This is a genomic window from Arthrobacter sp. 05L428 (assembly GCF_056397665.1).
The window spans coordinates 1,196,558-1,209,329 of record NZ_JBFTNW010000001.1 but is presented as its reverse complement, the minus strand read 5'-3'; the positions used below and the strand labels follow the sequence as shown (position 1 = coordinate 1,209,329).

Genomic DNA, 12,772 nt, shown 5'->3' with positions numbered 1-12,772 from the left:
CAAGGCACTTAGAACACCCGTCGGGGTACCCCGACTGCGTCACACATCACATCTATGACCTCCACCGGCACGGGTCCTTGGAGGCCGGTGAAATGGCGGACCTGCTCCACCGCCTGGTACAGCAGCATTTCCAGGCCGGGGACCACCCGACCGCCCGCGTCCGCCCAGGCCGCGGCGATCCGGCTCGGCCACGGGTCGTAGGCCACGTCGAGGAGCACCCCGGCGACTGTGCCGCCCTTCGCGTCCAATGCTGCGGCGAGTTCCTCCGCGAGGCCGTCAGCGGCGCGGGGCGGCAGGGTGGAGATCACGATGTCCGCTGCTGCGACCGCGGGCGCTGCAGCCGTCAGCGGCAGCACCTGCAGCGGAAGTCCGACGGCGGCGGCCGCTGCCCGGGCTTCGACGGCGCGGCCGACGTCCCGGACGTAAACGGCAGCATCCGGGGCACCGAGTTCCTTCAGCGCGGCAATGGCGGCCGCGGCGGTTCCGCCGCCGCCGAGGATGACGGCGGACGGCTTAGCGGCCACACCGGCGTAGCGGACGGCGTTGACGATCCCGGCGACGTCCGTGTTGTACCCCACCAGGCGGACCGGCGCACCGGCGGCAGCGCCCGGCCGCTCAAAGGCCACGGTGTTGATGACGCCCAACTGCCGGGCGACGCCGCGGACCTCGTCCACCTCGGCGGCCATCGCGGCCTTGAGCGGCATGGTCACCGACAGCCCGCGCCAGCCTTCGTCCCCGCGTACGCCCGCCATGAAGGCCGGGAGGGCCTCCTCGGTGACGTCGACGGCGTCATAGGCCACTTCCACGCCGAGCTTGGCGTAGGCGGCGCGATGCAGGGCCGGCGACTTTGAGTGGCTGATGGGATGCCCGAGGACGGCGGCCCGCAGCGTCACACGCAACGTCCGGGATTGGCCTCGCACCAGGCGTTGTACTTGGCCACGTAGCCGTTGTGCTCGGCCAGGGTTTTGGAGAACTTCGTCTCCTTGGTGTCCAGGTTGATGGTGACCCAGTAGAGGTAGTCGTTCTTCTTCGGCTTGGCGGCCGCGTCGATAGCCCGCTTGCCCGGCGAACCGATCGGGCCCGCCGGCAGGCCGGCGTTGGCGTACGTGTTGTATTTGTTCGACTTGTCGGCCTTCTGGTCCTCGTCGATGTGGAAGCTCCGGATGCCCAGCCCGTAGGTCACCGTGGCGTCGGACTGGATCAGGCCGTTCGTCTCGGTGTTGTTGGGCTTGAGCCGGTTGTAGATCGCGCCGGCGACGTCTCCGTATTCCGCCTGGCCACCTTCGGCCTGCACGATGCTCGCGACCGTGATGGCGTCGTACTGCTTGGCCGGATCGGTCACGCCCTGTGACTTGAGTTCCTCCAGCGTGCTGCCGACCAGTTTCTGCAGTACGTCCTTCCCGGACGTGCCCAGCGGGAAGCGGTACTCGCCCGGGAACAGGAACCCTTCGAGGTTCTTGGCCTTGGCCGGCACACCGAACTGCTTCGGGGAGTCGCTGAGTGCCTTGAGCTCCGCCACCGGGATTCCGGTGCCCTCGGATATGGCCTGCAGCGATTCGCTGATCCTCAAACCGGCGCTCAGGGCAACGTACATGACCTTTTCCTGGCCCTTGTTCAACAGGACGGCCACGGCATCCGAGTTGTTCATTTCGTTGCGCATCGTGAATGTCCCCGGGCTCAGGGCGCCGCCCGAGGCGGCGAACTGCTTGACGAAGGAATCGGCGTTCGCAATGACCTTTTTGGATTCCATCTCCGCCGCCACGGACCGGGGTCCGGCACCCGGCGGAACGGTAATCGTCACCGAACCGGTTCCCGGGCCCGGGTAGTCGGCGACCTTGTCGCCGCCGAGCAGGGGTTTGATGACCTGCGCGCCGACCACGATTGCGACCACGAACACGGCCAACGTCAGGACGAGGGCGAGGAAGCGGCGGCGGCGGCGGACCTTCTTGGAGGGGCCCTTGGCGGTGGGAAGGCTGGCGGCGCCGGCCATCAGGTCGTGGCCGGGCTCGTCGTCGTAGACATGGTGGGCCTCATCGTCGGGCTGGTCCGCGTAGGCCTGGTGGAAATCCGCCCCGTCGTGAAGGCCGTGGCCGTACTGCAGCGCGTCGGCCCGGCGCAGGGTTTCCTCGCGGGACATCCCGCCGGCGTACTCGTGGACCGGCTCCTCGAGCGCGGGTTCCTCGTGCTGCGGTTGATCATGGTGCGGTTCGTCGTGACCGGAGTAGCCGTGGACCGGCTCCCCCTGCGCGGGGTCCTCGTGCACAGGCTGTTCCGGCTGGGGTGTGGCGTGCCCGGGCTGTTCAAGCACCGGCTCCGCGTGCGCAGGTTCTGCGTGTATGGGTGCTGCGTGTGCGGGATCCTCGTGTTCGGGCTCCTCGTGCACGCGCGCGGCGGGGCTCTCGTTCACGGGTTCGTGCACGGTCGGCGCAGCCTCCGGGGGTTCCGGGGCGTCTGCGGAGGGTTCACGGGGTGCATCAGCCGTGGCCGAAGCGTCGGCGGGCGGCACGGCCGGAGCTTCCGGCCCCGTCTCGAAGGCCTGCGGCGGGATGACGTCGTGACCCTGGGTGGCCAGGAACTTCTCCTGGGCCCTGATCTCTTTGCGCGTCAGCGGTCGGCCGGCGCCGCTCTTGGCAACACCAGAGGAGTCGTCATTGTTGACCGGGCTCACTGTAGCCTTCCATTTTGGGCAGAATGCGTTGTGCAGAATGCGTGTGTACTGCCGGGACGGCCTGAGCGTCGTCACCGGGTGGCCCCGGAGGGAGGTCCGCGCTGACGCGGTTTCCTACATCCGTTCCCCTGGCCTTTTGCATATCGATCGCATGCTGCAGGATACCTGCGGCCGCGACCTGATCAACTACTTTACGGTGGTCCCTGCTGCTCATGCCAGCTTGGTGCAGGTCGCGGTGGGCTGACACGGTGCTCAGCCGTTCGTCAACCAACCTCACCGGCACGCCGGATCCGGCGTCCAATAGTTTACTGACCAGTAGCTTTGCATATTCGGTGGCCATTCGGGCGGAAGCGTGCTCTTCACCTTTCATGGTGCGTGGCAGGCCCACAAAAATTTCCACCGCTCCGAGCTCCACGGCAAGATCCGCGAGGATCCGGACGTCGGTGTTCTTCTTGGCATTGCGGGCCAGCGTCCGCAGGGGCGTGGCCAGGATGCCGTCGCGGTCGCACACCGCGACGCCCACCCTGACGGTGCCGACGTCCACCCCGAGTTTCACGCCCTGGGGGTAGGCGCCGGGCACGGCCGATTCAGTCATCCAAGGTCCTGGGTTAGCGCCGGGTAATGGCGTCCACGACGGCGGAGAGGGCCGCGCCGACCTTGGAAGCGTCGGTGCCGCCGCCCTGTGCAACGTCGTCCTTGCCACCGCCGCCGCCACCGAGGATACCGGCGGCGAGGCGGACCAGCGCACCGGCCTTGACGCCGGCGGACCGGGCAGCCTCGTTGGTGGCGATCAGGATGACCGGGCGGTCGTTGCTAACGCCGGCGACCGCGACGGCGGCCGGCTCGGAGCCCAGCCGGGTCCGGAGGTCAAGGGCGAGGCCGCGAAGGTCGTCGGCTCCGCTGACCAGGCCGGCATCGTGGGCGATCACCTTGACGCCGGCGGCGTCCTTGGCGGTGCCCACCAACTGCGCTGCGGCAGCCGTGAGCTGTTCCTTGCGGAGCCGCTCGAGTTCCTTTTCCGCCGTCTTCAGCTTGTTCAGGGTGCTGGCGATCCGCTCGGTGAGCAGGCCGGAAGGAACCTTGAGCATCTCGGTGAGTTCGGTGACCAGGGCGCGTTCAGCAGCGAGGTGCCGGAACGCGTCCATGCCGACGAAGGCCTCCACGCGGCGGTTTCCCGAACCAACGGACTGTTCGCCGAGCAGCGACAGGCTGCCGATCAGCGAGGTGTTGGACACGTGCGTTCCGCCACAAAGCTCACGGGACCAGGCGCCGTCGATCTCCACGACGCGGACCTCGTTGCCGTAGTTCTCGCCGAACAGCGCCATGGCGCCGAGGGCCTTCGCTTCGGCCAGGCCCATGACCTTGGTCTGCACCTGGAAGTTGTTCCGGATGGCGATGTTGGACACTTCTTCGATCTCGGAGCGGGTGGCGGCGCTGAGGCCCTCACCCCAGGCGAAGTCGAAGCGGAGGTAGCCGGCCTTGTTGAACGAACCGCGCTGCGTAGCCTCCGGGCCGAGGATCTGGTGCAGGGCCGCGTGCACGATGTGCGTGCCGGTGTGCGCCTGCTCGGCGGCGTGGCGGCGTTCCCGGTCCACGGCGGCCTGGACCAGTGAGTCGGCTCCGATTTCGCCCTCGCGGACGATTGCCTTGTGCACGCTCAGGCCCTTGATGGGCCGCTGCACGTCAAGGACCTCGACGACGAAGCCGTCTCCGGTGATCAGCCCGGTGTCGGCGGCCTGGCCGCCGGCTTCGGCGTAGAACGGGGTCTCGGCCAGGACCAGTTCGATTTCCTCGCCGGTGGAGGCCTGCGAGACCTTCCGGCCGCCGGCCAGGATGCCGCGCACCTTGGATTCTCCGGCAAGCTCGGTGTAGCCGGTGAAGACGGTCTCCCCCGCGGCCAGCAGCTCCTGGAAGGCGCTGAGGTCCGCGTGGGCGCCCTTCTTGCCCTTGGCGTCCGCCTGGGCGCGCTGGCGCTGTTCCAGCATGAGTTTGCGGAACTCCGGCTCGTCGACCTTGAGCCCGGCTTCCTCGGCCATTTCAAGGGTGAGGTCGATCGGGAAGCCGTAGGTGTCGTGCAGCGCGAAGGCGTCGGCGCCGGAGAGCGGCTGGCCGGCGGCCTTGGATTCCTTCACGGCGTCCTCGAGCCGCGCGGTGCCGGAGGCGATGGTGCGCAGGAACGCCTTCTCCTCGGCGTAGGCGATCCGGCTGATCCGGTCGAAGTCGGTCTCCACGATCGGGTAGACACCCTTCATGGCGTCGCGGGAGGCGGGCAGCAGCTCGGGCAGGCAGGCCTTCTCGACGCCGAGGAGCCGCATCGAGCGCACCGCCCGGCGGATCAGGCGGCGCAGCACGTAGCCGCGGCCCTCGTTGGAGGGGGTGACGCCGTCGGCGATCAGCATCAGGGCAGAGCGGATGTGGTCTGCCACCACGCGCATCCTGACGTCGTCCGTGTGGTGGGGGTCCGCCGGGGTTTCCGCGGAGGTGTATTCCTTGCCGGAGAGCGCGGCGGCCTTGTCGATCACCGGACGGACCTGGTCCGTCTCGTACATGTTCTCGACGCCCTGCAGGATCATTGCGAGGCGTTCCATGCCGAGGCCGGTGTCGATGTTCTTCTTCGGCAGTTCGCCGGTGATGTCGAAGTCCACCTTGGAGCGGACGTTGTCGATCTGGTACTGCATGAAGACGAGGTTCCAGATTTCGATGTACCGGGTCTCGTCGGCCAGCGGGCCGCCCTCGATGCCGTAGGCCGGGCCGCGGTCGTAGTAGATCTCGGAGCAGGGGCCGGCCGGGCCGGGCTGGCCGGTGGACCAGTAGTTGTCCGCCTTGCCCATCCGCTGGATCCGCTCGGCCGGGACGCCGGTGTTCTTGAGCCAGAGTTCCTTGGCCTCGTCGTCCTCTTCGTAGACGGTGACCCAGAGGCGCTCGGGCGGCAGGCCGTAGCCGCCGTCGTCGACGCTCGTGGTGAGCAGTTCCCAGGCGAACTTGATGGCGTCTTCCTTGAAGTAGTCGCCGAAGGAGAAGTTGCCGCACATCTGGAAGAACGTGCCGTGCCGCGCGGTCTTGCCGACCTCTTCGATGTCGCCGGTGCGGATGCACTTCTGCACGCTGGTGGCGCGGGAGTAGGGGGCTTCCTCACGCGCGGTGAGGTACGGGATGAAGGGGACCATGCCGGCCACGGTGAACAGCAGGGAGGGGTCGCTGGAGACCAGGGAGGCGGAGGGCACGGCGGTGTGGCCCTTGCTGACAAAAAAGTCGATCCAGCGCTTGGTGATCTCCTGCGACTTCATAACCTGGTTACTTACCCTTCAATATGCACTGCGTAGTTGGTTCCGGGCTGGTTGCCTGCCACCGGTTTCTGCCAGCGGTGTGTGCCAGCATGTGGGCGCGGGGCGCCGTGCTGCCAGCCTTCGGAAAATTCTTTGATGCGCCGGCCTGGTTCCGGCAGGCGCCCCGCGGGGCGCCGTTGTTTCCCATTCTCCCCCGGCTAGCGCCGGAGCGCATCCCGGCCGGTGACGGCGCCGTCTGCGCTGGCGTCCACCCCGAGGGCGGTGCGGAGTTCGGTTTCCCGCTCGAGCATCCCGACGCGGACGGCGTCGGCGAAGTCGTACACGCCGTCGGCGAGCCGGCCGACGGCACGGTTCAGGCCTTCGGGGCCAAGGGTCGACTGCGCCTCGGTGAGCTTGCGGAAAGCGATGACACCGATCGCGACGCCGATGCCCATCCAGATGATTCTGTTCATGTCAGATCCTGTCAGCGTGATCGGTTTGGTCAGCGGCTACGGCGGCCGGTGGCGGGCTTCTTGCGGGCTGAGAAGGCGGACCGCACACCGTAGCTGAAGGCGGCAACCTTGATCAGCGGCGAGCCGACGGTCGCGGCGACCAGCGAGGACAGCGCCGAGATGTTGGCGGAGGCGTCTGAGACGTTGGAGGCGATCCCGTCGACCTTCTTCAGCTGCTGGTTGGTGGTGGAGACGGTGGCGGTGACCTCATCCATGAGCGGGGTGGCGCCGTCGCTGATCGAGCGGATGGTGCTGCGGACCTCGTCGAACACACCACCGAGCTTGAGGATCGGTACGGCGAGCAGCAGGACCAGCAGTGCAAACACTCCGGCCGCGATCAGGCCGGCAATATCGCCACCAGACATAGACGTTCATCTCCTTGAAACTACGTGGATTCCTGCGTGGTCCTCCACTGGCCGGGCATGGCAAGCGGAGAACTCCCCCAAGTACCTTACATACAAAGAAGCCCGCGGCGCTTGCCACGGGCTTCTTTGTAAGGTGTCGCGTTGGATCTAGCGTGCGTAGAATTCCACGACGAGCTGCTCTTCGCAGGTCACGGGGATCTCGGAGCGCTTCGGGCGACGGACCAGGCGTGCCTGCAGGGCGTCAAGCTTGACGTCCAGGTAGGCCGGAACCATCGGCAGCACGTCGCGGTGCGCGCCGGCTGCTGCCACCTGGAACGGAGGCATGGTCTCGCTGCGGCTGTGGACGTGGACCAGCTGGCCCTCACCGACGCGGAAAGACGGGCGGTCAACGCGGATGCCGTCAACCAGGATGTGGCGGTGCACAACCAGCTGGCGGGCCTGGGCGATGGTGCGGGCGAAGCCGGCACGCAGCACGAGGGCGTCGAGACGCATTTCGAGCAGTTCGATCAGGTTTTCACCGGTCAGGCCCTTGGTGCGGCGTGCTTCTTCGAAGGCACGGGTCATCTGGGCTTCGCGGATGCCGTACTGGGCGCGCAGGCGCTGCTTTTCGCGCAGACGTACGGCGTAGTCGGAGTCCTGCTTCTTGCGGGCACGGCCATGCTCACCGGGGCCGTACGGGCGGCGCTCCATGTACTTGGCGGCCTTGGGGGTCAGAGCGATGCCGAGTGCACGCGAGAGGCGTGCGGTACGGCGAGCACGAGTGTTGTTAGCCACTTGTGTCCTTCCAATATCTGCGGTGTGTCAGTGTTACTGGCCTCCACGATGGAGAGCATCGGCCAACCGCTGCCTTTTGCTACTGGGCACAGGGCGAACCCATCAAATCAGCAGGAACTGCCGAGAACTGGTGGATTGTGCGTCCGTGCCTTGCCAGACAACGATCAATCCTACCAGAGGTTCACTTGCCCCGGATGATCTTCCGCAGCCGTTCCAGCCGGGTGGAGATGTCGCGTTCGGCGCCGTTGCCGGTGGGTTCGTAGTAGTTCCGGCCAACGAGGTCGTCCGGCGGGTACTGCTGGGTGGCCACCGCATGCGGCGCGTCGTGCGCGTACTTGTAGCCCTTGCCGTGCCCCAGCTGCTTGGATCCGGGATAGTGGGCGTCGCGCAGGTGCGCCGGGATGCCGTTGCCGAGGCCGGCACGGACGTCGGCGATCGCCTGGTTGATGCCCATGTACGCGGCGTTGGACTTCGGTGCGGTGGCAAGGTGGACCACGGCCTCGGCCAGGATGATGCGCCCCTCGGGCATGCCGATCAGCTGCACCGCCTGGGCCGCCGCCACCGCGGTCTGCAGCGCGGTGGGGTCGGCCATGCCGACGTCCTCAGCCGCGGAGATGACGATCCGGCGGGCCACGAAGCGGGGGTCCTCCCCTGCCTCAAGCATCCGGGCCAGGTAGTGCAGCGCGGCGTCGACGTCGGATCCGCGGATGGACTTGATGAACGCGCTGGCGACGTCGTAGTGCTGGTCGCCGGCGCGGTCGTAGCGCACCGATGCGACGTCGAGGGCACGTTCGGTGTGCTTGAGCTCGATCCTGACGGGTGCATCTCCGCCCGCCCCGGTGATCCCGTCAGTGTCGTCCGCGTCCCCGAAGGCGACGCCGGCGGCGGCCTCCAGCGCCGTGAGCGCCCGGCGCGCGTCCCCGCCGGAGAGCCGGACCAGGTGGGCGAGTGCTTCCTCGTCCAGTTCCACCTTGCCGTTCAGGCCCCGCGCGTCCGTGGCGGCCCGGCGCAGCAGTCCTTCGACGTCGGCGTCGGTCAGCGGTTTAAGCGTCAGGAGCAGCGAGCGGGACAGCAGCGGCGACACCACGGAGAACGAGGGATTTTCCGTGGTGGCCGCGACCAGGACCACCCAGCGGTTTTCGACGCCGGGCAGCAGCGCATCCTGCTGGGCCTTGTTGAAGCGGTGGATCTCGTCCAGGAACAGCACCGTCGTGGTCTTGTACAGGTCCCGTGCGGTGAGGGCCTCATCCATGACCCGGCGGACGTCCTTCACGCCGGCGGTGATGGCGGAGAGCTCGACGAACTTCCGGCCCGGGCCTTTGGCGATGACGTGTGCCAGCGTGGTCTTGCCGGTGCCGGGCGGTCCCCAGAGGATCAGCGAGCTCGGTCCGGCCGGTCCGGTGGCGTCGCTGCCGGCCGCCAGCTGGCGCAGCGGCGATCCCTGGCCCAGGAGGTGCTGCTGGCCCACAACGTCGTCGAGGCTGCGCGGCCGCATCCGGACGGCCAGCGGGCTGCGCGGAGCGGAGCGGGCTGTTGTGCCGCTCGGGGAGCTGGCACCGCCGGACTCTTCGGCGTCGACGTCGTTGTTTGCCGACGCGTTGTCCTGCCCTGAGCCAAAGAGATCATCCACATAGATAGGCTACTTCTAGTTCCTGCCCGCCCCGACACGGCGGCCGCCCCTGCACCCTCACAACGGAGATCCGCGCCATGGCCAGCCCCGACACCCGTGTGGCGTTCGTCTCCGGCGGACGGCTGCCCGGCTGGGTGGAGCGGTTCCGCGCCAGCCACGGGGAGTTGCGGGAGGAGCCCGACGACGCCGGCCTGCGGCTGCTCGCGGCCGACGGCGCCACCGCCCTGCTGCTCCCGCCCTGGCCCGACGGCGGACGGCCCGGCCGCGGGAACGATCCCGTGGCCCGGCTGGCGTCGCTGGCCTCGCAGCCGCGCCGGCTCGGCCTGGTGCTGGTGCGCCGCGGCGGCTACTCGGTGGCGGTGGTGTCCGAGGGCCGGGTGCTCGCCGCCAAAACCGGGACCCGGCATGTGCAGTCCCGCACCGCGGCGGGCGGCTGGTCCCAGCAGCGTTTCGCCCGGCGCCGCGCCAACCAGGCCGGCGCCCTGGTGGAGGCCGTGGCCGAGCATGCCGCCCGGATTTTCGCGGACCACAGCGTCGAATACCTCGCCCCGGGCGGGGACCGCACCCTGGCCGAGCAGGTACTCGCCGAACCCGTGCTCAAGCGTTACGCGGCGCTGGTCCGGCTGCCGTTCCTGGACGTCCCGGACCCGCGCGCGGCCGTGCTGAAGAAGGCCGCGGCCGACGCGTGTGCGGTGCGGATCATGGTCACAGACCCGCCGGCGTAGGGCACAGGCTCTCCCTACCCGGCCGTTTCGACGGTTCCGTGCCCGTTCGACGCTGCGAAACACCTTGTGCGCAGGGAACCGTCGAAACGGCCCAAGGGATCCGCGGTCAGCAGCCGGTCAGGTGTCGCTTGGGGCGCTCCTGCCGGTACAGATACCGGCCGGACTCCTCGAAGCCGGCGCGGGCGTAGAGTTCCTGGGCCCCGGTGTTGGCCGCCGTGACGAGCAGCCAGTAGCCGGCCAGGTCCCGGCGCGTTCCCTCACCCAGCAAGGCGTGCAGCACCCTGGCGGCGTAACCCCGCCGGCGCGCGTCGGGACGGGTCGCCATGCAGTAGAGACCACCCCACCGGGGGCTGCCAGGTTCCGCGACGGGCAGGGCAAGGCGTCCGACGGCGGCGGGGGCGCCGTCGGCGTCCCGCACGAGGGCGTAGAGCGAGGGACAACCGGTCAGGATGCCGCGGGCCACGTCCAGGGCCGTCTCGTCGCCGCGGCCGTCGACGCTCCACCACAGCTGCAGCCACTCGCCGGAGGGTTCCGTGGAGAGCTCGACGCCGCGGGCCAAACCCGGAGCCGGCCTACCTCCGGCCCGGACCAGGACGAGGGTTTCCGACTGGCGGGTGAAACCTTCGGTATCGAGGAGGGCGTTGAGCGGCGCGGAGCGCGGGTCGTCGAAGACCTGGAAGATCAGCGGCTGGCGGCGGGCCCGGTACCAGAGCCGGGCGTCCCGGAGCGCGGCGAGCTGCGCGTTCGGGTCAGCTCCCGGCTGGCGGGGCCACACCGAGTTGGCCCGCTGCGTCACGCCCGAGGCAGCCCGAAGCTCCCAGCCGCCGCACTCCTCTCGGTCGGCGGCTGGCCACGCGGCGTCCATCAGGGCCTCAAGGCCGGGCACTGCTTCCATGTTCGTGACCTCCGCAAAAGAAATGACCGCCGGTTTGAACGGCAAAGGCCCCCCGGTTGCCCGGGGAGCCTTTGCTGCTGATCGGGTCAGGCTACTTTGAGCCCTCGTCCTTCTTGGCTTCCGGCTTGAAGTCGACGCCGGCCTCCTTGCGCTGCTGCGCCGTGATGGGCGCGGGCGCCTGGGTCAGCGGGTCGTAGCCGCCGCCGGACTTCGGGAAGGCAATGACGTCGCGGATGGAGTCCACGCCGGCGAGCAGCGAGACCACGCGGTCCCAGCCGAACGCGATGCCGCCGTGCGGGGGCGCGCCGAACTTGAAGCCCTCGAGCAGGAAGCCGAACTTCTCCTGGGCGTCCTCGTGCGAGAGGCCCATGACCTTGAAGACCCGCTCCTGGATGTCGCCCTGGTGGATACGGATGGAGCCGCCGCCGATTTCGTTGCCGTTGCAGACAATGTCGTAGGCGTAGGCCAGCGCGGTTTCCGGGTCCGTGTCGAAGCTGTCCATGAATTCCGGTTTGGGCGAGGTGAATGCGTGGTGCACGGCCGTCCACTTGCCGCCGCCGACGGCGACATCGCCGGACGCGACGGCCGCTGCCGCCGGTTCGAACATCGGCGCGTCGACCACCCAGCAGAACGCCCAGTCGCTCGGGTTGATCAGGCCGGTGCGGTGGCCGATCTCGACCCGGGCGGCGCCGAGCAGCGCACGGGACGGGGTCTTCTCACCGGCGGCGAAGAAGATGCAGTCGCCGGGCTTGGCGCCGACGGCGTCGGCGAGGCCGGCGCGTTCGGCCTCGGTCAGGTTCTTGGCCACCGGACCGGCAAGCTCGCCGTCTTCCTTGAAGAGCACGTAGGCGAGGCCCTTGGCACCGCGCTGCTTGGCCCATTCCTGCCAGGCATCCAGGGCCCGGCGGGCCTGCGAGGCGCCGCCCGGCATCACGACGGCACCAACGTAGGGCGCCTTGAAGACGCCGAAGTTCGTGTCTTTGAAGAACTCGGTGAGCTCGGTCAGCTCCAGGCCGAAGCGCAGGTCCGGCTTGTCCGAGCCGTAGCGGGCCATCGCATCGTTGTAGGTGATGCGCTGGATAGGGGTGGGGATCTCGACGTCGATCAGCTTCCACAGCGCCTTCACGATGCTCTCGCCGAGGCCGATGATGTCATCCTGCTCCACGAAGCTGGCTTCGATGTCGAGCTGGGTGAACTCAGGCTGGCGGTCGGCGCGGAAGTCCTCGTCGCGGTAGCAGCGGGCGATCTGGTAGTACTTCTCGAAGCCGCCGACCTGCAAGAGCTGCTTGAAGAGCTGCGGCGACTGCGGCAGCGCATACCAGGAACCCGGTGCGAGGCGGGCGGGGACGACGAAGTCGCGGGCGCCTTCCGGCGTCGAGCGGGTCAGCGTGGGCGTCTCGATCTCGACGTAGCCGTCCTGGTGCAGCAGTTCGCGGGCCACCCGGTTGGCTTCGGAGCGCAGGCGAAGGTTGCGGGCCGGGCCCGGGCGGCGCAGGTCCAGGTAGCGGTGCTTGAGGCGGGCTTCCTCGCCCACCTCAACGTGCTCGTCGATCTGGAACGGCAGCGGGTCGGAGGTGTTGAGGATGGTGACCTTCTCGGCCATGACCTCGATCTCGCCGGTGGCCAGCGCCGGGTTCTCGTTGCCCTCGGGACGCTTGGCGACGGTGCCGATTACCTGCAGCACGAACTCGTTGCGGAGGCCGTGGAAGACCTCTTCTTCGCGGACGACCACCTGGGCGACGCCCGAAGCGTCGCGCAGGTCCACGAATGCGACACCACCGTGGTCACGACGCCGGCCGACCCAGCCGGCGAGGGTTACGGTTTGTCCAATGTGCTCGGAGCGAAGGGATCCGAGGTCGTGTGTGCGCAGCACAGCTCGCCTTTCAGAAGGAAAACAGGGTGGTGTTAAATGGGACCGCTACGGGAACGATCCCGTT

The 12,772-nt window shown here is 68.5% G+C and carries 11 protein-coding genes; 1 reads left to right on the top strand and 10 read right to left on the bottom strand.

Annotated elements, in window-relative coordinates:
- Positions 1–8: 8 nt before the first annotated feature.
- The 8 genes from AC1DH3_RS05625 to AC1DH3_RS05590 all read right to left on the bottom strand — a co-directional run bounded on the left by AC1DH3_RS05625 (position 9) and on the right by AC1DH3_RS05590 (position 9,215).
- Positions 9–893 (bottom strand): shikimate dehydrogenase, encoded by an 885-nt coding sequence (locus AC1DH3_RS05625; protein ID WP_476892676.1) that lies wholly within the window; start codon positions 891–893, stop codon positions 9–11.
- A complete protein-coding gene (mltG, locus tag AC1DH3_RS05620; RefSeq protein WP_476892471.1) occupies positions 890–2,668 on the bottom strand; it encodes an endolytic transglycosylase MltG in 1,779 nt (592 codons plus the stop codon). The genes AC1DH3_RS05625 and mltG overlap by 4 nt, the downstream gene beginning before the upstream one ends.
- Entirely contained in the window at positions 2,649–3,263 is a 615-nt protein-coding gene (gene ruvX, locus AC1DH3_RS05615) for a Holliday junction resolvase RuvX (protein WP_476892470.1), read from the bottom strand. Before ruvX ends, mltG begins: the two co-directional genes overlap by 20 nt.
- Positions 3,264–3,276: 13 nt before the next feature.
- Positions 3,277–5,955 carry an alanine--tRNA ligase gene (gene alaS, locus AC1DH3_RS05610; RefSeq protein ID WP_476892469.1) on the bottom strand — a complete coding sequence of 893 codons (2,679 nt, stop codon included), beginning with the start codon at positions 5,953–5,955 and terminating at the stop codon, positions 3,277–3,279.
- Between the two features lie 197 nt (positions 5,956–6,152).
- Positions 6,153–6,407, bottom strand: a complete 255-nt coding sequence (locus AC1DH3_RS05605) for a DUF6167 family protein (protein ID WP_441417704.1) — start codon at positions 6,405–6,407, stop codon at positions 6,153–6,155.
- A 29-nt stretch (positions 6,408–6,436) separates the two neighbouring features.
- Positions 6,437–6,811, bottom strand: a complete 375-nt coding sequence (locus tag AC1DH3_RS05600; RefSeq protein ID WP_175321020.1) for a DUF948 domain-containing protein — start codon at positions 6,809–6,811, stop codon at positions 6,437–6,439.
- 147 nt (positions 6,812–6,958) lie between these two features.
- A complete protein-coding gene (rpsD, locus tag AC1DH3_RS05595; protein WP_091251848.1) occupies positions 6,959–7,585 on the bottom strand; it encodes a 30S ribosomal protein S4 in 627 nt (208 codons plus the stop codon).
- Between the two features lie 181 nt (positions 7,586–7,766).
- Positions 7,767–9,215, bottom strand: a complete 1,449-nt coding sequence (locus AC1DH3_RS05590; RefSeq protein WP_476908787.1) for a replication-associated recombination protein A — start codon at positions 9,213–9,215, stop codon at positions 7,767–7,769.
- Between the two features lie 77 nt (positions 9,216–9,292).
- Here AC1DH3_RS05590 and AC1DH3_RS05585 point away from each other — a divergent pair, with 77 nt between their 5' ends.
- Positions 9,293–9,940, top strand: coding sequence for an acVLRF1 family peptidyl-tRNA hydrolase (locus tag AC1DH3_RS05585; RefSeq protein ID WP_476908786.1), 648 nt, complete (start codon positions 9,293–9,295; stop codon positions 9,938–9,940).
- A 106-nt stretch (positions 9,941–10,046) separates the two neighbouring features.
- Here AC1DH3_RS05585 and AC1DH3_RS05580 read toward each other — a convergent pair whose 3' ends face one another.
- Positions 10,047–10,835 carry a GNAT family N-acetyltransferase gene (locus tag AC1DH3_RS05580; RefSeq protein ID WP_476908785.1) on the bottom strand — a complete coding sequence of 263 codons (789 nt, stop codon included), beginning with the start codon at positions 10,833–10,835 and terminating at the stop codon, positions 10,047–10,049.
- Between the two features lie 91 nt (positions 10,836–10,926).
- A complete protein-coding gene (aspS, locus tag AC1DH3_RS05575; RefSeq protein WP_476908784.1) occupies positions 10,927–12,708 on the bottom strand; it encodes an aspartate--tRNA ligase in 1,782 nt (593 codons plus the stop codon).
- Between the last annotated feature and the right edge of the window lie 64 nt (positions 12,709–12,772).